The sequence below is a fragment of the Shimia sp. genome (assembly GCF_039969785.1).
GTDB lineage: Bacteria > Pseudomonadota > Alphaproteobacteria > Rhodobacterales > Rhodobacteraceae > Shimia.
This window is the reverse complement of sequence record NZ_JBDVNC010000005.1, coordinates 185,951-208,554: the sequence shown is the minus strand read 5'-3', so window position 1 is coordinate 208,554 and position 22,604 is coordinate 185,951. Positions and strand designations below refer to the sequence as shown.

Sequence of the window (22,604 nt, the reverse complement as noted above, 5' to 3'; positions counted from 1 at the left end):
TAAGGGCGGGGTCAATGATAATTAGCTGCCTGTTTTATCGAAATGGTAGGTGATCTGAAATCCGGCTGCCCATCCGGTGTTGTCACTGAATGTCGCGCCAGGCGCGCGTCTAATTTTGGTTACGGCATCACCGATATCAATGTAGCGCACACCTGCCGAGTATTGGACATTTCTGCGTGTGTATGTGCCGCCGACACCAAGGCTCCAGAACCCGTCGGTTGGGCCAAGATTGGACACCAGATTGCCTTCGGATTGCTCATACCCCAGCTGGATCGCGCCGGAAAATGCGTCGGAAAAGCGGTGCCCGACACCCAACGTATAGGTGATCGCGTCGTTGCTGTAATCGACAAGAGAGAGACCTGTTGAAGCCATGTAAACAGGAGGAGAATAATCAAAGTTGGACCAGTTGACCCAGCGAACCGTCCCAAACAAAAGCGTGTCTGGAGCGACACCGGTCTGAAAATCAAGGTTCACAGATTGTGGTGTTTCGATTCCAACTGCACTTGGAGCGTCGGTGCCAAGGGAGTTGGTTTCGCGCACGTTCAGCGTTTGTTTGATCGAAGAGTTGTAGGTCAGCGCCACCCGTGCGGCGATCTCGGGTTTTTCCCAAGCGATACCAACGATATAGCCTAGGTCTGTGGGGCTGTCAGATTCAATATTATATCCGACCACGGCAGGTACACTCACCGATGTGTCCACCGATTGCAGCCGTAGACCGCCGTAAACACTTAGGCCGTGACTTAGCCGCTGGCGCAGCAATGCCGTCAGCGCGTGCGTTTCCGCCTCGGCCCGGAGGTTATAGGTGCCTGTAAGATCAACCGGATTAATGCTGAGCGCATAGCTGGACGCATAATTTACATGCGCACCGTACGGCTGATCGTAGATCAGCGCAAAATCCAGCGTGTCGTTGAACTGAGTTTTGTAACTTAAGTGCGGCAGCGTGTAAGACTTACCAATATCACCGGACGATGTCCCCGCATACGAGCCCGATAAGTCAGGGCTAACATAACTCAGACCAAACTGAGCCACGGTCCCCTCTTCAAAGATAATGTTGATCCCTTGTCCCGAGCGATCAAGCCCGCCTGCAAATGTCGCCCCCGCTGCGAATGATAGTGTCGCGGCACCTAAAAGTGCTTTTTTCATACCTATCTGTCCCGTTGTAGTCTTTTGAGTGGTTTTGTTGTTTTGTACCTACTATTCGCGCAATTTTTACTCAGTCAATGTTAACTCAGGGTGAAGGAAATCGTAACCTCACGTCAAGATGCTGCGGAAATATTGCGCGACTGTGTGAGAATATTGAGATAATTTCCGGCAAAGATGAAAAGCGCACCTATGACGAGCCAAAGATCGATGCTTTCGCCATAAAACATCGCCCCGATTACTGCAATCATAGGTAAGCGGATGAAATCAATAGGCATTACTACGGTTGCGGGGGCCAGTTTCAGTGCTGTGGTCAGGCAGAAATGAGCCAGCAACCCGGCGCATCCGATCAGAACAAGCCAGGGTGCCGATTGTGGCGAAGGAAGCGCAATGTCGCCGTCAAAGCCGGAACAAATTAATCCAAATACGGCCTGCATGATGGTCAGGTAAAACAGGATACAGGTGATTGTAGCGCTTCGGGTCAGGCGTTTTGTGAAGATAATGGACAGTGCAAAGCCGATGGCCGAGGCCGCCGCGGCGATCAATCCGGGGCTCAGAGGGGCAGCACCGGGACGCGCGACCAGTAGAATTCCAACAAACCCAATTACCGCCGCAAGAACGCGCATACGGGTCAGGCGTTCGCCCAGCAAGAAGGGCGAAAATGCCAGAACCCAGAGCGGTGAGGTGAATTCGAGAGCGAAAACCTGAGCCAGAGGTACTGCGGTGAGCGCATAGAACCACAGGTTCTGACCGGTGAAATGCGCCAGATTGCGAACCAGATGGGTACCAAGGTTCTGCGTGTTGACTTGAGAAAGCGTGCCCGACATTTTAGCAACGCTGAGCACGATCAGGACCCCGACAAAGCTGCGGTACATCATGATTTCGAACGTATCGAGTTCAAGCGAGACCGCGCGGCCAGCAATTGCCATAGATGAGAATGAAACGATGGCACCGCTCATCCAGAGGGCGGCCTTCAATGTGTCGCTCATGCGGGTGGTTCCTCGTGAGAGCAGTTCCAGTTGCGTTTGTGTGAAGGGTAAAGATCGCATCAACGCCTAAACGAGTTTCCGCGCGAATGCGACTGGCATTGTCGAATGTGGCTGCGAAAGGGGCGCGAGATGCATTTTGCAAAGTGCACGGCGCATTTTTGTAAGAAATTACACGAAAATCATCGATTTCACACACGCCGCCTGAACTTCGTGTGAAGCGGGGGAACATCTGCGTGAGAAAAGCCAGGGGTGCGTTGACCGGTGGCCGTGTGACCCACTTTTAATGAAGTCCGGCTCAAAAAGAAAAATCGCTGCGCCGCTAGGGATGTCGAAGGGAATTGAATTTATGTTGAGGGACCGCACATGGAAATGAATGCACAAATAAATGAGCCACAGAAAGCCGTGTATTCTGAATATGTTAACCGACTTTTGAATGTGCGCGGATCACAAAGCGAGGACGCATCGGCGGCGGATCAGTTGTTGTTCCTGCGTGATCAGGCATTGGCGCGGCCGAACGGTACCTTTCTGGAGTTGGGCACCTGGCAGGGGCAGGCGACCAAGGTCATGCTTAACGCTTTGAACGGCGCGAGGGGTACGCTGGTTTCGGTGGATATTGAGGATTGCCGGGATGCGGGAGCGGGACCAAATTGGCAGTTTGTGCAGTCCGACAGCAAGGATGATGCAACCGTGCTGGCGCATGCGCCTGTCCTGAAGGATGGCATTGATCTGGTCTATGTGGACGGATTGCACACGGTGGCGCAGGTCTATGCCGAAATAAAGGCCTGGTTTCCATTGGTGCGCCAGGGCGGGATGATCGTTTTTGATGACGTCGACCCGACACCATATATGTGCGGACACCGCAAAGATTCCGCGCGAAAGGAAATTGCAAACCGCGCGATGGCGACGCTGTTAACGGCTGTATTTTACGAAAACATGGATCGCTTGCGCATGGAGATGAAACTTGGATCGACGGGATTGGCCATTTGGACCAAAACGTCCGAAATTGGATCGGAATTACGCGCCTATCGTCCGATGACACATCCGCGTCATGAACACCAACTTGCCGACCTGCATGATGATTTGCGCGAACATAAACCGTATAAACACACCGAAGCGGATCAGGTGACGCTCATTCCGATGGACGCATCCCAAAGTCCCGTGGGTGTGAAACCATGCGACAGCGGGCAACCTGTGCCGTTTGGGCGGTCCCCAAGGTAATCAGGTCTCGGACATGGGGCGCATCTGGCGGTTGACCGAGACGTATTTCTCGCCGGGATCCTTGAGGATTATCCGGTCATTGGAGAAGTCAAAAAATGCTTTAGTGCATCCGGCGACAATGCGCTCGTGAAGTTCGACGATCAGCACATCAATCTGATCGAGGCATTCGCGGTCTTTCAAAAAGAGCGCGTGTTCGCCGCCTTCAATATCCAGCTTCATAATGCCAACCTTGGAAAGGTCGATATCAAGCGATGACAGACTGATGGCGGGCACTGTGGCCATGACCTGAGCATCCGGACAATCATCCGGGGCCTCCACAACCGAAAAACCCCAGGCCCCGGTGCCGCGATTGCGCAACGAGACGCTGTCTGATCCCTGTGGAACCAGCGCACCTTGCACGAGGCGGATGTTTGGAAACGCGGCGATGTTGGTCTTCAGAATGGCGATGTTTTCGTCCGAAGGTTCAATGACGATCACCTGAGCAGCTGGATAGAGCCGGGACAACGCAATTGCTGCCGTACCGATGTAACCGCCCGCGTCGATGATCGTGTCTGAATAGGTGGGCGCAAACAGATGTCCGACCGAATTGAACTCACCTGAAAGCGATGTGATGGCAACTTCAAGGTCGGGCGTGCCTTTGCGCACGGTGACCTGGGCATCACAAATCCGGAACGTAAACAATGTACCGTTTTTCGCCAAACGATAGCGAATGAAATTGCTCAGGCCGATATGTTCGATGAATTTGAACTGGCGTGCGATCTTCTTAAAAAATGGGCGCATTGAAAAAACCTCAAAATATTCTCTTACTGCTAGCAGAGAAACAAATATTTTGAGACTGAATCCGGTCAGCTTTGTGAATGACTTTACGTCAAAAGAAACGCCGCCTCAAAGGGCGGCGTTCGTTTTCGTGCTTATTCCCACTCGATCGTGCCGGGGGGTTTTGACGTTATATCATAGGTGACGCGGTTGATGCCTTTGACCTCGTTTATGATCCTTGTCGCCGTTTCGCCAAGGAATTCATGGGAGTAAGGGTAGTAATCGGCCGTCATACCATCGACCGATGTGACTGCGCGCAGGGCGCAGGCGTAATCATATGTGCGTCCGTCACCCATCACGCCAACTGTGCGTACGGGCAAAATCGCGACAAATGCCTGCCAGATGTCATCATAGAGACCGTGTTTGCGAATTTGATCGATATAAACCGCATCCGCTTCGCGCAGGATGTGCAGTTTTTCGCGGGTGATTTCACCCGGACAGCGAATGGCCAGGCCGGGACCCGGGAAGGGATGACGGCCAATGAAGCTTTGCGGCAGGCCAAGTTCGCGACCCAGGGCGCGCACTTCGTCTTTGAACAGTTCGCGCAGAGGTTCGACCAGCTTGAGGCCCATCTTTTCCGGCAGGCCGCCCACGTTATGGTGGGATTTGATGGTGACCGAAGGGCCGCCGCTGAACGACACGGATTCGATGACGTCCGGGTATAGCGTGCCTTGTGCAAGGAACTCTGCGCCCTCGATCTGGTCTGCGTATTTCTGGAACACGTCAATGAACAGCTTACCGATGATCTTGCGTTTGGTTTCCGGGTCAGATTGACCGTCCAGTTCGCCAAGGAACAGATCGCTTTCATCTGCGTGGATCACCGACAAGTTCATATTGTCGCGGAACATGCCGACAACTTCTTCGGCTTCGTCTTTGCGCAGAAGGCCGTGGTCAACAAACACACAGGTCAGCTGATCGCCAATGGCTTCGTGCAACAGGGCCGCGGCAACTGAGGAATCGACGCCACCGGACAGGGCGCAAATGACCTTTTTGTCGCCGACCTGCTCTTTAAGCTTACCGATCATCTCTTCGCGGTAAGCACCCATGGTCCAGTCGCCCGCAAACCCGGCCAGCTTTACAAAGTTTTCATAAAGCTTGGCGCCATTTGGTGTGTGGTGCACCTCGGGGTGGAACTGAACCGCATAGAAATGACGTTTGGTGTCTGCGGTGATCGCATATGGCGCGTTGGGGGAGGTGCCGTAGACCTCAAACCCCGGAGCAATTTCGCTGACGTGGTCGCCGTGGGACATCCAGACCTGTTCGTCGCCGTCGCTGAACCAACCATCCAGAATATCGAGCTGGTTTTGTGGCGTGACATAGGCGCGGCCAAATTCGGCGGTGCCGTGGCCGCTTTCTACCTTGCCGCCCAACTGGGTCATCATCAGCTGCTGTCCATAGCAGATGCCCAGAATGGGGACGCCAAAGTCGAATATGTCCTGTGGAACGCGTGGTGAGCCGTCGCGGGTCACGCTGTCAGGACCACCAGAAAAGATGATCGCGCGGGGCGCCATCGTGCGTACCATATCCATGGTCACGTTCTGATAGGGGTGGATTTCGCAGTAGACATTCAGCTCGCGCAGGCGGCGCGCAATAAGCTGCGTGACCTGGCTGCCAAAGTCGATGATGAGGAGGCGGGCGTGGGATGTGTCACTCATGGCTGCGCGATAGAGGATCGTCAAAGTTTTCGCAAGAGGCAAGCGGCAAAGTTGGCGGGGATTAGTGGGCTTGGGGCGCGTTAAGGCGTGTCGCAAAGTGTGGGTAATCGGGCGTATTTGTTGCGAGTGACAACAAAAACACATAAAAACCATCACAATTGACTTGCATGCTCTGTTCAACTTGACGCTGAATACGAAAAGAAATGAGCGACTTGTTGAGTCGACGAAGACAAAAGGACATTACGTCATGGCGGACCCTGTTGCAATTCAACTGGACGAGGCGGCTGTGAATTTGGCTGTTGCGTTGTTCTGTGGCGCTTTGATCGGGTCAGAGCGGCAGGTGCGTCAGCGCATGGCCGGATTGCGCACCAATGCGCTGGTGGCGCTGGGGGCCGCGTGTTTTGTGGTGTTTTCTCTGCTGTATCCAACCGAGTTGAGCCCGACGCGGGTCGGTGCCCAGGTGGTATCTGGCATTGGCTTTCTCGGCGCGGGGATCATCTTTCGTGAAGGGTTTAACGTGCATGGGCTGAATACGGCGGCGACGCTGTGGTGTTCTGCGGGAGTGGGGGTGATTGCGGGGGCTGGCGCGGTTTTGTTCGCGGTGATGGCGACCGGTGCGGTTATCTTTGTGAACCTCGGGCTGCGTCCGTTGGTCAAGTGGCTCAAGAAAAAGACCCGCGCCGGGGTGCCGATGACACAGGAATACCGTGTGGCGCTGCGATGTGACGAAAAGAACGCCAGCAAAGTGCGCGGATTGGCGATGCAGGCATTGTCACGGCGTGGTGTGCGGGTGCTTGGGTTTGATCTGACCCGCAGCTCAGAAGAGGTTGAGTTGGAAATCATGGTGGCGATCAATGATTTGTCGGACGACAAAATTGACGAAATCATCTCTCCTTTGATGATCGACAGCCGGGTCGACACGATCAACTGGGATCCGATTGCCGAATCCTGAACCTCATCCTGATCCATTGATGTCGAAACCCGACGCGAATGTCGCTTTTCTTACGCGTTTGCCGTTATCCAAGCGAGGCCATGCATGATGTCGCGTTAGATGTTGTTAAAACGCGAACATCCATGGGTGAGGTCTTGTCATGGCAGAAGCAGCGACACGTCGGCGCGGACGGTCCGGAGGCGGCGCAGCGCGTCGAGCCGAACGGACTGGTCTGAAGATCGAAGCCGCAAAATATATCGAACGCAACATCCCTTTGTACGAAATACTGAACGAAGAAGCGTTGGAAATCATCGAATCCAATGCCGAGGGCATATTGCAAGAGGTTGGCGTGAATTTCGTCAACAACCCGGCCGCGTTGCAACGCTGGCGCGATGCAGGGGCTGATGTTGAGGGCGAGCGGGTGCGCATTCCGCGTGGACTGGCCCGCCAGCTTTGCAAAACAGCGCCGTCAACCATCACGCAGCATGCTCGCAACCCTGAGCGGACGGTGGAAATTGGTGGCAACACGCTGGTGTGCGCGCCGGTTTATGGCCCGCCATTTGTGCGCGATGCTGCGGGTGGACGCCGCTATGCCACGATGGATGATTTCCAGAAATTCGTGAAACTGGGCTATATGTCGAAATGGTTGCACCATTCCGGCGGGACGGTCTGTGAGCCCACGGATGTCGCAGTGAACAAGCGGCATCTGGATATGTTGCTGGCGCATATGACGCTGAGCGACAAGCCTTTCATGGGATCAGTGACAGAGCCAAGCCGCGCGCAAGACAGTGTCGACATGTGCGAAATTCTGTTTGGCAAAGAGTTTGTGCAGAATAACGCAGTGATGACCTCGCTGATCAATATCAACTCGCCCCTGACATTTGACGATGTGATGATGGGTGCGCTGGAAGTTTACGCCAAAAACAATCAGGCCTGCATTGTGTCGCCCTTTATTGTGGGCGGTGCGATGGCACCGGTTTCGGTGGTTGGTACGCTGACGCAGGTTCTGGCCGAAGTTCTGGCCGGGATTGCCTATTCTCAGCTGATCCGTCCGGGCGCGCCGGTGATTTTCGGGGCGTTTGTGACGTCGATTGATATGAATTCGGGTGCCCCGACATTTGGAACGCCTGAGGCGAGCCAGATCCTGTATGGCGCCGGGCAATTAGCGCGGCGTTTGGGATTGCCGTTCCGGTCGGGTGGCGGATTGTGTGGCTCCAAGCTGCCCGATGCGCAGGCTGCCTATGAAACCGCACATACGCACAATGCTGCGTTGATGGGTGGCGTGAACTTTATGCTGCACAGCTGTGGCTGGCTGGAAGGCGGGCTTGTGTCGTCGTTCGAAAAGTTTGTCATGGACGCTGACCAGTTGGGTGTTTTGCATCAGATGGCGCGCGGTGTGGCGCATGATGAAAACGCCCAGGCGCTGGATGCCATTCACGAGGTTGGGCCCGGTGGGCATTATCTGGGATGTGCACACACGCAAGCGAACTTTAAAGACGCCTTCTGGCGGTCTGAAGTGTTGGATTACAAGCCGTTTGAAACATGGGCGGACGAAGGCGCCCGCGATACGCAGATGCTGGCGTCAACCCGGGTTGAACGTTTGCTGGCCGGCTATCAGAAACCGGCCATCGATCCAGGCATCGAAGAAGCATTGAACGCCTATGTTGCTGAAAAGAAAGCGTCTATGCCAGACGCGTTCGTCTAGGACCCCTTAGAGGGTTCTGGATTGCGAAGCCCGCACCAAGCGGGCTTCGCCCATCATGGCAATCAGAATATCGACATGTTTGACCAGAGAATAAGCGGCGTCGCTGGTGCGGCGTTGCTGGTTCAGGTCTGATTCCATTTCCATCAAGCGCAACAGGGCCTGTCCGCTGCGTGGCAGTGCGCCATATCCAAAGTAACGCTTAAGATGCAAGTCGCGGCGATATTCGGCAACGCCTGCGCGGGCGGCGCGGATCAACAGGCGTGGGCGGCGAAGATTATTGAGGATTGAGAGTATGTCTTTCATGGAATCAGTCCCGTTGTTGTTCGCCCCCAGAATGCACAACCTGAACGCGTGTTGCGTTGTCTGAATTTCTGCGTGCGCGGGATTGTTTGGCTGTTTAGGATTTGGAAACAATCTTGCTGAACGGAAGCAATGTTAACAGCCAGGTAATAATTCAATTTTAGGTTGTGGACAATTTTAGGGATAATTCTGTGGGTAAACAGGGCAATAGTCCTGACCCGTATGGAGTAAGAGGAAACAGGTGGCATGCTAATGAACAGCCCGATGAATGACCTGCCCGACTGGGTGCCGGAAAGTGTTGCGCGTTACGTCGCACATACGGAACACGGATTGTCGATACGTGAACTGGCGCGTCGTGAGGGATGCCATGCCTCAACAATTCTGCGCCAGATCAGAAAACTGGAGGCAAAACGCGATGATCCTTTGATAGATGCTGCATTGGAACGTCTTCGGGCCAACCCCGAAAATGGTGACACAAAGGACCCGCAGCAGGTGCCCGAAGAAGAGGTTGTGCAACGCGAAGGGCGACGTGTTCTGGGGCGATTGTGTGAAACCGGGGCCGTTTTGGCTGTGGCCAAAGATATGGAAAAGGCGGTTGTGGTGCGCGATCGTCCTGATGGTGGGTCAGCGCGCACGGCTGTGATTGATCGCGCTGTTGCGCAGGCCATGATCCTGAAGGACTGGATCAGTTGCACAGCGTCTGGTCGGGTCGCGCAATACACCATTACGGCGGCAGGCCGATCTGCGTTGAACCGTATGGTGGCCGAAGAGGAAAACGCAGCCCAAGGGTTTGCAGAAGCTCAGACGCCGTTTGGGCAACAGCACCGCGAATGGGGCGAAAAATCCGTGCGCGACAAGGGCAAGACCCGCCGGGTGCGGTTCAATATTGCGGAAAGCCCGCTGGTGGCGCTGGCGCGGCGCAAGGACAAGGACGGTCAACCGTTTCTGAGCGATGACCTTGTTGCGGCAGGCGAACGTTTGCGCGAGGATTTTGAGTTGGCGCAGATGGGGCCTCGGGTCAGTCAGAACTGGGACCGGTTTCTGACCGCAGGTGTCAGCAATGGGGTGCGACCAGACAGTGCCGCGGATCGCGGGCCTGAGGCCGCACGCAAACGGGTCATGGAGGCGGCGGTTGATCTGGGAGAGGGGCTGTCGGATGTCGTGATGCGGTGCTGCTGTTTTCTGGAAGGTTTGGAGGCGGCTGAAAAGCGGCTGGGCTGGTCGGCACGTTCAGGCAAGATCGTGCTGCGGATCGCCCTGATGCGTTTGCGCGAACACTACCGGTCGCAGGCCGGGGGCGCCGGGGATTACATCGGGTAGGGTTTAGCCCGTGACTTACAGGAGTCGTTTGTTCCAATACAAAAAAGGCCCGCAAAATGCGGGCCAATATTCTGTTAAAGGAACGGCTGCGGGTTACGCGGCTGTTTCGATATTGGCCTCTGCCAGATATTTCAGCAGGTTTTCAGGAGCGCTTTCACCGTAAGGATCTTCGCCGTGGTTGTCCGCAAGACCGGGCTCTTCGAACCAAGCTTCGACAACGCCATTGTTGATAATGGCCGCGTAGCGCCACGAGCGCAGACCAAAGCCAAGGTTGTCCTTGCGCACCAGCATGCCGACTTTGCGAGTGAACTCGCCAGCGCCGTCCGGGATGACTTTGACATTTTTGATGTCTTGCGCTTCGGCCCATTTATTCATGACAAAGCTGTCATTTACGGACATGCAGTAAATCTCATCGATGCCCATGTCTTGAAACTGAGCGAAATTGTCTTCAAATCCGGGCAACTGGTAGGTCGAGCAGGTCGGCGTGAATGCGCCGGGCAGCGAGAAAAGGACAACGCGCTTGCCTTTGAAATAATCATTGCTGGTCATGTCCTGCCAACGGAACGGGTTGGGGCCGCCAACAGCTTCGTCACGGACGCGGGTTTTGAAGACAACATTTGGAACGTTAACGCCAACTTGCATCGGATAAATCCTCTTGGGTTCGAAGTGGTTTCTGCGACTTATAATGATTCTAATTAGCGGTGCAATGCTGCATCTGCATTGTACCTTTTAGCATCTGCAGAATTCCTGGTTGATGAGCAAAAGACATGGCAGGGTTGCGTTTCTGGTACTAGCTGACGACGTGCGCTATGGTATGCAGTCAGGAACCTAAGTTGCCCGAAGGTAAAAACCGTTGCGTGATCTGAAACTGCCCGAACAACGCCACCCCGAAAAAGCCCACCGGCCGGATAATGCCCAGCCGCGTAAACCCAAGTGGATTCGCGTTAAGGCGCCCACGGGTGAAGGGTACAATGCGACCAAGAAAATCATGCGCGACAACAAGCTGGTGACAGTTTGTGAAGAAGCCGGATGTCCCAATGCCGGCGAATGCTGGAGTGCCGGTCACGCCACGATGATGATCATGGGCGAGATTTGTACGCGCGGATGCACATTCTGTAACATTGCGACTGGTAAGCCCGACACGCTGGATGCGTTTGAGCCGGGTCGTGTGGCGGATGCGGTGCAAAAGCTGGATCTGAACCACGTGGTAATCACGTCGGTGGATCGCGATGATCTGAAAGACGGTGGTGCCGAGCATTTTGCGCAAACCATTCGCGCAGTGCGGCATCGCTCACCCAAGACGACAATCGAAATTCTGACGCCCGATTTCCTGAAATGCGCGCCAGAGGTTCTGGAAATTGTGGTTGAGGCCAAACCGGATGTGTTCAATCACAATCTGGAAACCGTTCCGGGGCTTTACCCTCAGGTGCGACCGGGTGCGCGGTATTTCCACAGTCTGCGTTTGTTGCAGCGGGTCAAGGAAATGGATCCATCAATCTTTACCAAGTCGGGCATTATGGTCGGATTGGGCGAAAATAAGCAGTCCGTGCATCAGGTGATGGAAGACATGCGGGCCGCCGAAATTGATTTCCTGACAATCGGTCAATATTTGCAGCCAACGCCCAAACATCACGGCGTCGATCGTTTTGTGACCCCTGAAGAATTCAAAAGCTATGAAAAGGCGGCTTTTGGCAAAGGGTTCCTGATGGTGTCTGCGACGCCTTTGACACGGTCTTCGTATCACGCGGGTGACGATTTCGCGCGCCTGCGGGCCGCGCGTGAGGCGCAACTGACGAAACAGTAGTGTGGAACGTCACGCATCTTTGACTCTATGCGCCAGAATTTCTGAATCCCATCAATGGGTGGCGTCACGCAATATTGGCCCAATCGTCAAGCACTTCTGACCCAAACCGGACCTTCGACGCGGTTTGGGTCAAAGTCGGCAGAGCGGACTTTGCCGCCATTGATGTTTGACCATGTTGCTGATGCAGCATCGTATTGCACGCGTTGTTTGGTTTTTCTGCAATGCGGCCGTCGTCGTGGAAGCGGTCATTGCCAAACGATTTTAGCTACCTTCCCAAAACTGCACTTTCTATGCGCGTGGATTCTGTAATCGGGTCGCGGTCCAAGCAGACCTTAGGCGATGTAAGTTAAATGCCCGTTTTCTGTGTGCTGCGCCTGCAAAGAAACTTCAAAGGCGGATTGCAAGCTTTCGATGAAATGAACAAGTCAAACGACATGGAAACAATGTGGGCCACGGGCAGTTTAAGATGGTGTGTCACACCTGGTCCAGAAATGTTTGGCGTTCAAGCTGCTGATGAACGCTGTGCAACCAAAAGGCCAATCCTAGGGGAGATGCTAAAGCAGGTTTTCACTTCCAAGTTTAGAAATCAGCGAGCGCGGATACGAATCACATTCGGGGTTAGTTTACCTGGCTGAACTGCGAGACAGCGGTGCCAGATTCCTCCTCGAAGTAAATAGAGCCCTTAACTGGGAGGGCGGATTCAGAACGGGTTTCATATACAAAACACCTTATATTCAGCGGATTGCGCTCTAATTTATTGGAGAATTTGCCAAGCAAAATAACTTTGGACCTCCCCTTACTTGACAATCTGGCTTTGCCTGTGAAATCGTTTTGTATATGAAACCTCCCCAATGGGGGGATTGGAAGAGGAATACCAAAATGTCTAACGCAGTCGCTTCGACGGTGGCCATCTCTGCTGACAGCAAAGCGGAAATGAGCCTGTCTGGCATTGGAATGTCCTTTTCGGGCGTCTCCGTTCTGCGAGACGTTTCGCTTGCGATCACCGGTGGTGAGATCCACACGTTGATGGGTGAAAATGGTGCCGGCAAAAGCACGTTGGTAAAGATTATCAGTGGCGTGCAGAAACCAAGTTTTGGCACCATGGAAATTGATGGTCGCGCCGTCACGCTGGCATCGCCGCGTGAGGCAGAGGCCGAAGGCATCGTCATCATGCACCAAGAACTGAGCCTGGTGCCCGAAATGACCGTTGCTGAAAACGTGATGCTGGGCCACGAACCTGTCCACAGGTCCATTTTTATTGACCGTAAACGTCTTCGCAAAGAGGCTAAAGCTGTTTTGGCGCGGTTCGGGTTTACGCTAGACGTCGATAGGCCGGTCAAAGACCTGCGTGTTGGCGAACAGCAGCTGGTCGAAATTGCGCGTGCTTTGCTGATGGATGCGCGCGTTCTAATTATGGACGAGCCTACGTCGGCTTTGTCACAAACCGAAGCAGATATTCTGATGGAGGTCGTCCGCGATCTGGCCCTGCAAGGCGTTGCAGTCATCTATATTTCGCACCGTATGGATGAAGTTTTTGAAATCTCAGATCGTGTAACGGTTTTGCGCGATGGCGATTTGATCGGGACAAAGCTGGTGTCTGATACAACGCCCGGCGAGCTGGTCGAAATGATGGTTGGTCGTTCTGTCGAAATTGAAAAGATCGAACGCCACACACCTGCGTCTCCTGAGGTTGTGCTGAGTGTGAAAGGACTTGGCCTCAAAGACGGTGAAAAAGTCTTACTTGAGGATGTGGGTTTTGATCTGCGCAAGGGCGAAGTGCTTGGCATTGGTGGCCTGCTCGGAGCGGGGCGTACCGAGTTGCTCGAGACGTTATTTGGCGCGCGGGGTGTTCCTGTCGCAGGCAAGATTACCTTGAATGGTGGCAATTGTTGGCCCAGCACACCGGCCGCAGGCGTCGAGGCTGGATTGGCCCTTATCACCGAAGACCGAAAGGGTAACGGTTTGTTGCTCGAACGTCCGATCCGCGACAATATCGCTTTGCCCCTGCTGCCGTTGAAAACCCGATACGGGCTTGTTTCGCAAAGGATGCAAACAGCAGAGGCAGAAGCCGCAATTGAAAAGCTGCGCATTGCTGCCCTCGGCCCTGACCATGTTGTCGGGCGATTAAGCGGTGGAAACCAGCAGAAAGTTGTCCTTGGAAAATGGCTGGCGACACATCCTAATATTCTGTTGCTGGATGAACCAACCCGCGGCATCGATATCGGTGCCAAAGATGAAATTTATGAATTGATCGGCAAACTGGCGGACAGTGGACTGTCAGTGTTGTTTGTCAGCTCGGAAATCCCTGAATACCTGGCGGTTTGCGACCGTATGATCGTTCTTTGTGAAGGACGGATCACGGGTGAACTTAGCGCTGATGAAATGTCGGTTGATTCAATCAAAGAGCTGGCGATGCGGTTCTGATTATCAGGCCCCCCAGACAAAAGGAACGTAAGATGAGCGCGATAGACGCCACTCCAAAAGACCAAGACACGGGCCCCAATTCCTCTCCTATATTGTGGCGTATGATTGCACGCACGAAGTTGTATTGGGGTCTGATCATTCTGCTGCTATTTGGTGCATTATCGTCGCCCATTACATCCAAGGGCACGAACATCTTTCTATCGATAGGTAACCTGACGGACGTGCTGCGGCAGGTTTCGGTCACGGGCATCGTGGCTGTCGGCATGACGATGGTAATTTTTATTGCAGGCATTGATTTGTCTGTCGGGTCGATCATGGCGTTGGGTACGGTTATTTGCGCGATGCTGCTAACTCAGGAAGGCTGGACTGCGGCGAGTATGTTCGCGATCCCGGCCTCCGGGCTTGTAATCGGGTTCTGCGTATTTGCCCTAATTGCGTTTTTGATCAAGAACGCGGCAAAGCCAGGGATGAACGCAAAAACGTCTTCCACGGCCAATACGCTGTCTATCGGGATTGCTGCTGCCGTCGGGGTCGCCTTGGCGATATGGCTTGCTGCGCAGATTGATACGAAGTTCGGTGTTGTTGCAGTTCTTATCGCGGTTCCTTGCGTCGGAGCGATCATGGGGGCATTGAACGGTGTGATTATTGTTCATGGCCGGTTGCAGCCCTTTATCGTGACGCTTGCCATGATGGTTGGTGCGCTGGGTTTGGCCCGGGTTGTTGCGGGGCAAGATACAGCTGTGCACCCCGTATATACGGGCAGTAATGCAACTGAAGCGTTCGAAGTTTTGCGAATGTTGCTCTGGGGTTTTATGCCCGTTCCGGGAGTTGTTTTCATTGGGGTGCTTGTGGTTTTCTTCATGCTGACCCGGCTCACGACCTTTGGCAGCTACTTGCTGGCGATTGGCGGAAATGAAGAGGCCGCGCGCCTTGCGGGTATCAACGTGGGACGCATCAAAATCTCGACCTACGCAATTGCAGGTGCGCTCGCGACGTTGGCCGGTGTGTTGTACGTAGCGCAATTCCGACAGGGCAAACCGGATGCTGGTATTGGTCTGGAGCTGGACGCCATCGCGGCAGTCGTTATCGGTGGCACCAGCCTAATGGGCGGACGTGGTGCCATCTTGGGAACACTTGTCGGCGTCCTGATATTTGGCTTCCTGAGCAACATTTTGCAGCTCAATAATATCGATAGTAACACACAGCTCATCCTGAAGGGGCTGATCATCGTCGCCGCGGTTCTTCTGCAGGAAGGACGCTTTGACGGAAGTTTCGCTTGGCTGAAATACAAACTGACCAAGCGTTAAGCTGCCCCGGTCCCCCACTTTGAAGGGTTAGGGACCGGAGCAATCATCAAACGCAGCACACTTGCTGCACCCATGATAGGGAGGAAAATCATGGAAAGAAGAACATTTTGCAATACCGTATTAGCCGCTAGCCTGTTGGTCACGACTTCGTTGACCGCAACTGCTGCACTCGCAGAAGACTATGTCATTGGTTTCTCACAGGTTACGACAGTTGAACCATGGCGCGTCCAGTTCAATAAAGACCTGCGCGCAGAAGCTGAACTCCATAGCAATGTTGAACTTCTGATCTCTGATGCGAGTGACCGCACAGACACCCAAGTAGCCGATGTTGAGAACTTTATCCGCCAAGAAGTCGATGCGATCCTGATTTCACCAAAGGAATCCGCAGGCTTGACTGGTGTTGTTGAACAGGCGACTGCGGCTGGCATCCCTGTGTTCGTTTTGGACCGCAACGTTGACACGGACCAGTTCGTGCAGTGGGTCGGTGGCAATAACTCTTTGATCGGCGAAGCTGCCGGTGAATTTGCGCTGGAACAACTGGGCGGCGCTGGCAATGCACAAGGTAACATCGTCGAAATCTACGGCGGCCTTGGCATCACAGCGACGTTCGAGCGTTCTGACCCCTTCCACGCAGCGTTTGAAGGTGAAGAAGGCGTTACGTTCCTTCTTGACCGTCAGTCTGGTGATTGGAAGCAAGACCAAGCCTATGACATCATGGCTACTGCGCTTCGCAACTATGAAGACATCGATATGGTCTATGGTCACAATGACCCAATGGCTTATGGCGCATACCTAGCTGCGAAAGATGCCGGTCGTGCGGATGACATCATCTTTATTGGTGTTGACGGGTTGCCGGGCGAAGGTGTGCTTTGGGTCGATAACGGTGAATTGGCTGCGACATTCCTGTACCCGACTCCGGGTGCTGAAGGTTTGCGCCAGGCTCTCGCATACCTTGGTGGAGCTGAGGTTCCACGTGAAGTAGTTCTTGGGACCGAAGCGATCACATCTGCAAATTCAGGAGAGATCCTGGAGCGGAACGGCCTGAAGTAATTTAGGTCCTCCCTGGTGGTCGAGCGTGTGATGCGTTCGGCCGCTTTTAATGAGAATGGAAATGCAAATACACAGGAGATGAGAGCGACAAGTGTCTAAGAAACCAGAAAAACTTCAAAAATACTCTGCTCCGGCCTTGGAAAAAGGTTTGGATATTTTGGAGTTTTTGTCCCTCAGCGATTTCAAACCAACGCTTTCCGAAATTGCGAGCGGCATTGATCGGTCAAAAAGTGAGATTTTTCGCATGATGATCGTGTTAGAAGAGCGTGGATATATCCAGCGTTTTGACGGCGACACATATACGATGACTGATCGTCTTTCTGTATTGGGGGCGCAACGGTCATTCAACAGCCGGCTGTCAGAACTTGCGCAACCCCAACTAAAACAGCTTTCAGATGAGACAGGTTATTCAAACCATTTGTCTGTGTTGGATGAAAATCAGATGCTCGTAATTGCAAATATGGATGCCTCCAAAAGCTATGGCTTGTCGCTTCAGATCGGGTTTCGAACTGACCTTTCGGGGTCAGGAACTGCGGCGTGTCTTCTTGCAGGTAGACGGGACACCAACAGCGCAATTGCAACCATGTCCAAGGCAGATCGGGATCAAATTATGCAGTTGTCCAAAGACTGCCTGAAGGATGGTTACGTCTTGTCGCCGAACCCAGAACTCCATTCGGTCCTAGAACTTTCGGCACCGGTAACGGTAGGCAATGATCAAATATCGGTGGCTGCGGTCACCCTGGCAATTTTAGATACGAAGGCCTTGCAAAACGCTGTGCCTGATATTGCCTCACATCTGAAATCTGCGGTCGCAGCTCTTGGTCGAAAGATCGACATTGCGATGCCGTCACTCGCGTATCGGATTGCTCATAACTGAACGCCCTTCTTTTTAAAACCTGCTTGGACGGAATGCCCAGCCAACGGAAATCCCCGCGCTCTAAACTTTGGATGGCAGCCATTTGGTTGACCACATTCTTCAAATTCGGCTCATTTCTTAACTTAAGGCCTTTCAATGTTACGCAACCTAGACCCGATACTGTGCCCTGACTTGCTGTATGTGCTGCGCGCGATGGGGCATGGCGATGGGATTGTGATTGCCGACGCCAACTTTCCCGCAGAAAGTCTGGGGCCCCGCTGCATCCGCGCCGATGGGTCTGATGCGAGTGTTGTTTTAAACGCAGTTCTGTCCGTGATGCCGCTTGACACCTACACCCAGACACCAGCGCTCTGCATGCAGGTGGTCGGCGATGCAAATGCCGTTCCCGAAGCCGTCGCAGATTTCCAAGCCATCATCAATGCCACGGCGGACGCGCCGTGCGACCTCATGTTGCTGGAACGGTTCGCATTCTACGAACGCGCCAAGTCTGCCTTTGCCGTGGTGCAAACCGGCGAACGCCGCCTCTATGGCAACATTATCCTAACGAAGGGCGTCTTCACCTGACCGGGGGCAACGATTGGCCAAAGTACACGATGTTCAACACATATGGCAGGTGGTGATCGGCCGCTCTGCAGTTTTTTGGACGGTTTGGACTACCTGAATCGCAACGCGATATTGGACGGCAACGCGGCCCATATTTGCATACCAGAAGGAGCAAAGTGATGGGACGGTTAGACAGCATAACAGCGCTGATCACCACCGCAGGCCAAGGGATTTCCTACGCCTTCTGCCGCAAGTGGGATTTTGTCTTTTCCCCAAAGCCAGCAATTCGCGTGTCGCCGGAAAAAAACGCGCTTCGTCCGCGTCCTGCAAATTGGCCGTCTGGGAATTGCTGCAAGATCGACGAATGGCCGCTCTTCCCGCTGCATTGTGGCGTTGAATTTGAGCGCCTGCGGCGATTTTCGTGCTGCGAGCGCGCGAAGCGTAAAAAATGGAATAACCGAGACGGGCTGATTTTGTTGAAAAACTCTTTCTTGATTGGCGGCGCATACGCTGATTCAATTCCTTTAGGGATTGGGGGATTTTGCGATGATGGGACCAAAGCAGGAAGCACAGGCAGCGCTGTTTTATGAGTTCTCGCTGGAAGACCACGTCCCGCAAGACCATCTGTTGCGCTCGATTGACCGGTTCGTCGATCTGGGCGACATTCGGCAATATCTCGCAGAGTTTTACAGCCACACTGGCCGCCCATCGATTGATCCTGAGCTTCTCATCCGTATGCTTCTAGTCGGTTATTGCTTTGGCATCAGGTCTGAGCGGAAGCTCTGCGAAGAGGTGCATTTGAACCTGGCTTATCGTTGGTTCTGTCGCCTCGATTTGTCTGACCCAATTCCAAACCATTCGACATTTTCGAAGAACCGCCACGGGCGTTTCCGGGAGAGCAAACTGCTGCGACATTTGTTCGAGAAGACTGTCGCACAGTGCATTGCGGACGGCTTAGTCAGCGGACAACGCCTTGCGGCAGATGCCAGCTTGATTGAAGCCGACACCAACAAACAGAACTCAACGCCAAAGGAAGATTGGGATCGTAGCACAATTGACCCAGCAGACGCGCCGCGTGCAGTTAAGGAATATCTCGACGTGTTGGACGACGCAGCATTCGGTGCAGCATCAACTGTGGAGCCCAAGTTCACCTCCCACTCTGACCCAGCCAGCCAGTGGACGGCAGCCCGTAAAGGCCCTGCGTTCTTCAGCTATTCGACCAATTACCTCATCGACACTGACCACAGTGTCATCGTTGATGTGGAAGGCACGAGGTCGATCCGACAGGCCGAAGTCGGTTCTGTGCGCACCATGCTGGATCGGATCAATGCACAGCATGACATTGAGCCAGAAAGGCTCATCGCCGACAGCGCCTATGGATCAGGGCCGATGTTGGGATGGCTCGTTGATCGCGACATCAAACCTCACATTCCTGTGCTGGATAAAGCAGGTCGAACAGACGGCACATGGTCCCGCACAGATTTTGAATGGGATCCCGAGAACAACCAGTACATTTGCCCCGAGGGCGAACCGCTCAAGCATTTCCGGCGCAACTACTCAGATCCGAACCGTGGTCCATCTGGCAAAGGGGTCGCCAAGTATCAGGCGCTGAAACACAGCTGCCAGACCTGCCCATCCAAGATGAAGTGCTGCCCGAAAGCAAATGCGCGAAAAATCACCCGTGAAGAACATGAAAATGCCCGACAGGTTGCCCGTGATATTGCCAAGACAAAGCAATATGCGATCTCAATGCGGCTGCGAAAGAAGGTGGAAATGCTCTTCGCCCACCTCAAACGCATCCTTGGGTTGGGACGATTGCGATTACGCGGTCCATGTGGTGCAAATGACGAATTCCTACTCGCCGCAACCGCCCAAAACCTCCGCAAACTAGCCAAGATCTTTCCCGCACCGCAGCAAATGCGCAAAGCCTGACAAAAAAGGCACTTGCGCCCAATTTTCAACCATATTTTCTGCACTCGCAGCACGCTGTTTTTCCACAGAATCGGCTCTTTCCTGCCGTTCGCTGCGTTTGCAGGAACGACCGCTTGTTGAGTTTGATCCAACTGTGACGTTCAACAAGTAGGAACTGTGGGAATGCTCAAAAAGGGGCTGCGCTTTGCGCGGCCCTTTTTCGTTTTCTGGCATTGCGGTCAGGGCAGGGCTGTCAAGTAGGCGGCAATGGCATCGCGGTCTTCGGCGGGCAGTTGGGACAGGTTTTCTATCACATGTGTCATATGCCCCCCTGCGCTGTCATATTCCGGGGTAAAGCCGGTTTCAAAGTAATAGGCGAGCTCCTGAGCAGGCCATCCCAACGCACCGGGTGTGATATCTGGAACCTTGCCTTTGCCTGAAGGGTCGGGCGCACCTGTCAGCCATGCGCCGAAATCGGTGTCGCCCAACGGGCCACGCGGCGTGTGGCATTCGCCGCAATGTCCCAGCGCCTCGACGAGATAACGGCCGCGTTCCAGTTCCGGTGTGGGTGCCTGGGTGACCCATGTATCGTCGAGAAAAAGCCATTTCCAACCTCCCAGCGACAGGCGAATATTGAACGGGAAGCCAAGGACATGCGGTTGGCTGGGGGTGGCATCTGCGGGCAGCGTCATGAGAAAGGCATGCAAATCCGCGATATCCTGAAGCGATGCCCGAGCATAGGTCGTGTAAGGAAAGGCAGGATAATAATGCTGTCCGTCCGGGGATGTGCCGTGTTTCATGGCGTTTGCCAAATCCAACGCGGACCAGTTGCCAATGCCTTGAACCGGGTCAGACGAAATATTGGGCGCGGTGAACGTTCCGAAAGGCGACGGAAAGGTCTGGCCCCCCGAAAGGATCGGCATTTCAGCGGCTTCGGCCTCTGGCGCGGTGTGACAGGCGGCGCAGCCTGCGGCGTAAAACACCTGTTTTCCGTGGGTTGCATCGGCGGTCAACCCGTCCAGCGCCGTTTCAGGCAAAGTTTCCGGACGGGTCAGGAACCAGAATATGCCTAGCCCAATCAAGCCAAAGAAAGTGACATTGACAATAAAACGGCGCATGGCTGATCTCCCAAATAAAAACACCGGCAGCGAGACGTTGCCGGTGTCACTTGTTCTTCAACTTACACTTCAGCTCTCGGGTTCGCGATAGACTTTATGGCAGGCACCGCAAGCGCCGCCAACTGCGCCCATTGCACCGCGCAGAGAGTCCAGATCTGTACCGGCAGCGGCCTGCATCGCAACAGCCGCATCGCTAAGCGCCTTGCCCTTGGCCATTACGTCGGGATAGTTGGACCACATCTCGGCTTTTGCCCGCGTTTTTGCAGCGCCACTGTCCGATCCTGCCGGCCAAAGCATCGACTGGTCTAACATGGCGACTGCGGCGAGGTTGCTTGCGGCAGCGGTTGCTGCTTCGGCATCATAGGCCACTGCACCTTTGGCCATTGCGCCAAGCGCGCCGAGGTTAAAAGCATAGAGCTGCATTTGAGACTGGCGTGCCTTGATGGCCGCGTCGACATGGCCATCTGCGAATGCTGTGCCGCCTAGCAGAGCGAGGCTCAGGGCGGCGCCTGTGGTTTTGAAAAGGTTTTTCATGGATTGCTCCGAATAACGTTGCTGATGTCACCAGCCTACTTGTGAAAAAATCGAATACCATCCCGAAAATATGCAGGGTACTCTTTCATTTATGCACAACGAGAACTGGGATGACATGAGGTTTGTCCTGACGGTTGCCGAGACTGGTACGGTCAGTGGCGCGGCGCGTCGGTTGGGGGTAAACCATGCCACGGTGTTGCGGCGGATTGCGGCCTTTGAAGATCGCCATGGGGTCAAAATTTTTGAAAGAACTTCAAAAGGTTACAGGGTTCGTGCAGAGCAGTTACGGATGATCGAGGCTGCGCGGGAGGTCGGCAACGCGGTGGATTCCGTGCAGCATTTGCTAACCGGAACGCGCGCTCCTTTGGTGGGCACAGTGCGAGTTTCGTCGACCGATACGTTCTGTCAGGTGGTGCTGCCGCCGATGGTGGGCGCGTTTCACAATGACGTGAGCAGAGTTAAGATCGCCCTGATCAGCACAAACGCTTATAGTGATTTTTCCGGTAGCCATGCGGATGTTGCGGTGCGCCCTGCGCTGTCATTGAGCGACGACATGGTGGGCGATGTGGCCGCGCGATTAGGGTTTGGCGTTTATGCGGCACCCGACTCGCCCGAAGTGTGGCTGGGATTGACCGGTCAGCTGACGCGCGCGGCAGTGGCAGGGTGGATAGCGGAGAATGTTCCCGCAGATAAGATTGTGGGTGCGGCCGACAGTTTCATGGTTGTTGCCGAGCTGGCCCGACAGGGGCTGGGACGGGCCGTATTGCCGTGTTGTGTGGCCGATTATGTTCCCGGGTTAAGGCGACTGGACCGCCCGGGAGATCTGCCATCTGTACCGATCTGGGTCGCGTGCCACGAGGATATGGCCAACGTGTCACGCGTTGCCGCGGTGCGCCGGTTTCTTGTTTCTGGGCTGGTGGCCCGCGCCGCGGCCTTGGCCGGGCATCAGGCGGACTGAACAG

Annotated in this window: 21 protein-coding genes; 13 read left to right on the top strand and 8 right to left on the bottom strand. The window is 54.3% G+C overall.

Going from position 1 to position 22,604, the window contains the following annotated elements; translation table 11 throughout:
* Positions 1-21: 21 nt before the first annotated feature.
* The gene (locus ABJI08_RS03210) at positions 22-1,143 is read right to left on the bottom strand and encodes a transporter (protein ID WP_348400376.1); all 1,122 of its coding nucleotides are present in this window, start codon (positions 1,141-1,143) and stop codon (positions 22-24) included.
* Positions 1,144-1,256: 113 nt separating this feature from the next.
* Complete coding sequence (locus tag ABJI08_RS03205; protein WP_348400375.1) at positions 1,257-2,129, bottom strand: DMT family transporter; 873 nt, start codon at positions 2,127-2,129, stop codon at positions 1,257-1,259.
* A 363-nt stretch (positions 2,130-2,492) separates the two neighbouring features.
* Between ABJI08_RS03205 and ABJI08_RS03200 the strand changes: the two genes are divergently transcribed.
* Positions 2,493-3,347: a class I SAM-dependent methyltransferase gene (locus tag ABJI08_RS03200; RefSeq protein ID WP_348400374.1), complete on the top strand. Its 855-nt coding sequence runs from the start codon at positions 2,493-2,495 to the stop codon at positions 3,345-3,347.
* Here the strand turns inward: ABJI08_RS03200 and ABJI08_RS03195 are convergent, their stop codons facing one another.
* Entirely contained in the window at positions 3,348-4,127 is a 780-nt protein-coding gene (locus ABJI08_RS03195; protein WP_348400373.1) for an FkbM family methyltransferase, read from the bottom strand.
* 131 nt (positions 4,128-4,258) lie between these two features.
* On the bottom strand, positions 4,259-5,818 hold the full coding sequence (gene guaA / locus ABJI08_RS03190; protein ID WP_348400372.1) for a glutamine-hydrolyzing GMP synthase: 1,560 nt from the start codon (positions 5,816-5,818) through the stop codon (positions 4,259-4,261).
* Positions 5,819-6,065: 247 nt separating this feature from the next.
* Between guaA and ABJI08_RS03185 the strand changes: the two genes are divergently transcribed.
* Complete coding sequence (locus ABJI08_RS03185; protein WP_348400371.1) at positions 6,066-6,770, top strand: MgtC/SapB family protein; 705 nt, start codon at positions 6,066-6,068, stop codon at positions 6,768-6,770.
* Between the two features lie 139 nt (positions 6,771-6,909).
* Complete coding sequence (locus ABJI08_RS03180) at positions 6,910-8,454, top strand: trimethylamine methyltransferase family protein (protein WP_348400370.1); 1,545 nt, start codon at positions 6,910-6,912, stop codon at positions 8,452-8,454.
* Between the two features lie 6 nt (positions 8,455-8,460).
* On the opposite strand, the gene ABJI08_RS03175 is transcribed toward ABJI08_RS03180, so the two are convergent.
* Positions 8,461-8,757, bottom strand: coding sequence for a DUF6477 family protein (locus tag ABJI08_RS03175; protein ID WP_348400369.1), 297 nt, complete (start codon positions 8,755-8,757; stop codon positions 8,461-8,463).
* Between the two features lie 249 nt (positions 8,758-9,006).
* Between ABJI08_RS03175 and ABJI08_RS03170 the strand changes: the two genes are divergently transcribed.
* The gene (locus tag ABJI08_RS03170; RefSeq protein WP_348400368.1) at positions 9,007-10,074 is read left to right on the top strand and encodes a DUF6456 domain-containing protein; all 1,068 of its coding nucleotides are present in this window, start codon (positions 9,007-9,009) and stop codon (positions 10,072-10,074) included.
* Positions 10,075-10,167: 93 nt separating this feature from the next.
* Here the strand turns inward: ABJI08_RS03170 and ABJI08_RS03165 are convergent, their stop codons facing one another.
* Complete coding sequence (locus ABJI08_RS03165; RefSeq protein WP_348400367.1) at positions 10,168-10,716, bottom strand: peroxiredoxin; 549 nt, start codon at positions 10,714-10,716, stop codon at positions 10,168-10,170.
* A gap of 211 nt (positions 10,717-10,927) precedes the next feature.
* On the opposite strand from ABJI08_RS03165, the gene lipA reads away from it, so the two are divergent.
* The 8 genes from lipA (at position 10,928) to ABJI08_RS03125 (ending at position 20,011) form a co-directional block, all read left to right on the top strand.
* Positions 10,928-11,878, top strand: a complete 951-nt coding sequence (lipA, locus tag ABJI08_RS03160; protein WP_348400366.1) for a lipoyl synthase — start codon at positions 10,928-10,930, stop codon at positions 11,876-11,878.
* Between the two features lie 879 nt (positions 11,879-12,757).
* Positions 12,758-14,302: a sugar ABC transporter ATP-binding protein gene (locus tag ABJI08_RS03155; protein ID WP_348400365.1), complete on the top strand. Its 1,545-nt coding sequence runs from the start codon at positions 12,758-12,760 to the stop codon at positions 14,300-14,302.
* A 32-nt stretch (positions 14,303-14,334) separates the two neighbouring features.
* Positions 14,335-15,609, top strand: coding sequence for an ABC transporter permease (locus tag ABJI08_RS03150; RefSeq protein WP_348400364.1), 1,275 nt, complete (start codon positions 14,335-14,337; stop codon positions 15,607-15,609).
* Positions 15,610-15,699: 90 nt separating this feature from the next.
* On the top strand, positions 15,700-16,659 hold the full coding sequence (locus ABJI08_RS03145; protein ID WP_348400363.1) for a substrate-binding domain-containing protein: 960 nt from the start codon (positions 15,700-15,702) through the stop codon (positions 16,657-16,659).
* 91 nt (positions 16,660-16,750) lie between these two features.
* On the top strand, positions 16,751-17,536 hold the full coding sequence (locus ABJI08_RS03140) for a helix-turn-helix domain-containing protein (RefSeq protein WP_348400362.1): 786 nt from the start codon (positions 16,751-16,753) through the stop codon (positions 17,534-17,536).
* A gap of 135 nt (positions 17,537-17,671) precedes the next feature.
* Positions 17,672-18,100 carry an RbsD/FucU domain-containing protein gene (locus tag ABJI08_RS03135; RefSeq protein WP_348400361.1) on the top strand — a complete coding sequence of 143 codons (429 nt, stop codon included), beginning with the start codon at positions 17,672-17,674 and terminating at the stop codon, positions 18,098-18,100.
* Between the two features lie 158 nt (positions 18,101-18,258).
* Complete coding sequence (locus ABJI08_RS03130; protein WP_348400360.1) at positions 18,259-18,669, top strand: hypothetical protein; 411 nt, start codon at positions 18,259-18,261, stop codon at positions 18,667-18,669.
* Positions 18,626-20,011, top strand: a complete 1,386-nt coding sequence (locus ABJI08_RS03125; protein WP_348400359.1) for an IS1182 family transposase — start codon at positions 18,626-18,628, stop codon at positions 20,009-20,011. Before ABJI08_RS03130 ends, ABJI08_RS03125 begins: the two co-directional genes overlap by 44 nt.
* 218 nt (positions 20,012-20,229) lie before the next feature.
* Here the strand turns inward: ABJI08_RS03125 and ABJI08_RS03120 are convergent, their stop codons facing one another.
* Complete coding sequence (locus ABJI08_RS03120; RefSeq protein WP_348400358.1) at positions 20,230-21,108, bottom strand: cytochrome c; 879 nt, start codon at positions 21,106-21,108, stop codon at positions 20,230-20,232.
* Positions 21,109-21,177: 69 nt separating this feature from the next.
* On the bottom strand, positions 21,178-21,642 hold the full coding sequence (locus ABJI08_RS03115; protein ID WP_348400357.1) for a cytochrome c: 465 nt from the start codon (positions 21,640-21,642) through the stop codon (positions 21,178-21,180).
* 70 nt (positions 21,643-21,712) lie between these two features.
* On the opposite strand from ABJI08_RS03115, the gene ABJI08_RS03110 reads away from it, so the two are divergent.
* The gene (locus ABJI08_RS03110; protein ID WP_348400356.1) at positions 21,713-22,600 is read left to right on the top strand and encodes a LysR family transcriptional regulator; all 888 of its coding nucleotides are present in this window, start codon (positions 21,713-21,715) and stop codon (positions 22,598-22,600) included.
* Positions 22,601-22,604: the final 4 nt, after the last annotated feature.

What these genes read in the sequence shown, in the direction of transcription:
- ABJI08_RS03210 (WP_348400376.1), bottom strand. Translation starts at nt 1,143, where the DNA reads ATGAAAAAAGCACTTTTAGGTGCCGCGACACTATCATTCGCAGCGGGG.
- ABJI08_RS03205 (WP_348400375.1), bottom strand. Translation starts at nt 2,129, where the DNA reads ATGAGCGACACATTGAAGGCCGCCCTCTGGATGAGCGGTGCCATCGTT.
- ABJI08_RS03200 (WP_348400374.1), top strand. Translation starts at nt 2,493, where the DNA reads ATGGAAATGAATGCACAAATAAATGAGCCACAGAAAGCCGTGTATTCT.
- ABJI08_RS03195 (WP_348400373.1), bottom strand. Translation starts at nt 4,127, where the DNA reads ATGCGCCCATTTTTTAAGAAGATCGCACGCCAGTTCAAATTCATCGAA.
- guaA (WP_348400372.1), bottom strand. Translation starts at nt 5,818, where the DNA reads ATGAGTGACACATCCCACGCCCGCCTCCTCATCATCGACTTTGGCAGC.
- ABJI08_RS03185 (WP_348400371.1), top strand. Translation starts at nt 6,066, where the DNA reads ATGGCGGACCCTGTTGCAATTCAACTGGACGAGGCGGCTGTGAATTTG.
- ABJI08_RS03180 (WP_348400370.1), top strand. Translation starts at nt 6,910, where the DNA reads ATGGCAGAAGCAGCGACACGTCGGCGCGGACGGTCCGGAGGCGGCGCA.
- ABJI08_RS03175 (WP_348400369.1), bottom strand. Translation starts at nt 8,757, where the DNA reads ATGAAAGACATACTCTCAATCCTCAATAATCTTCGCCGCCCACGCCTG.
- ABJI08_RS03170 (WP_348400368.1), top strand. Translation starts at nt 9,007, where the DNA reads ATGAACAGCCCGATGAATGACCTGCCCGACTGGGTGCCGGAAAGTGTT.
- ABJI08_RS03165 (WP_348400367.1), bottom strand. Translation starts at nt 10,716, where the DNA reads ATGCAAGTTGGCGTTAACGTTCCAAATGTTGTCTTCAAAACCCGCGTC.
- ABJI08_RS03155 (WP_348400365.1), top strand. Translation starts at nt 12,758, where the DNA reads ATGTCTAACGCAGTCGCTTCGACGGTGGCCATCTCTGCTGACAGCAAA.
- ABJI08_RS03150 (WP_348400364.1), top strand. Translation starts at nt 14,335, where the DNA reads ATGAGCGCGATAGACGCCACTCCAAAAGACCAAGACACGGGCCCCAAT.
- ABJI08_RS03145 (WP_348400363.1), top strand. Translation starts at nt 15,700, where the DNA reads ATGGAAAGAAGAACATTTTGCAATACCGTATTAGCCGCTAGCCTGTTG.
- ABJI08_RS03135 (WP_348400361.1), top strand. Translation starts at nt 17,672, where the DNA reads ATGTTACGCAACCTAGACCCGATACTGTGCCCTGACTTGCTGTATGTG.
- ABJI08_RS03130 (WP_348400360.1), top strand. Translation starts at nt 18,259, where the DNA reads ATGGGACGGTTAGACAGCATAACAGCGCTGATCACCACCGCAGGCCAA.
- ABJI08_RS03125 (WP_348400359.1), top strand. Translation starts at nt 18,626, where the DNA reads ATGATGGGACCAAAGCAGGAAGCACAGGCAGCGCTGTTTTATGAGTTC.
- ABJI08_RS03120 (WP_348400358.1), bottom strand. Translation starts at nt 21,108, where the DNA reads ATGCGCCGTTTTATTGTCAATGTCACTTTCTTTGGCTTGATTGGGCTA.
- ABJI08_RS03115 (WP_348400357.1), bottom strand. Translation starts at nt 21,642, where the DNA reads ATGAAAAACCTTTTCAAAACCACAGGCGCCGCCCTGAGCCTCGCTCTG.
- ABJI08_RS03110 (WP_348400356.1), top strand. Translation starts at nt 21,713, where the DNA reads ATGCAGGGTACTCTTTCATTTATGCACAACGAGAACTGGGATGACATG.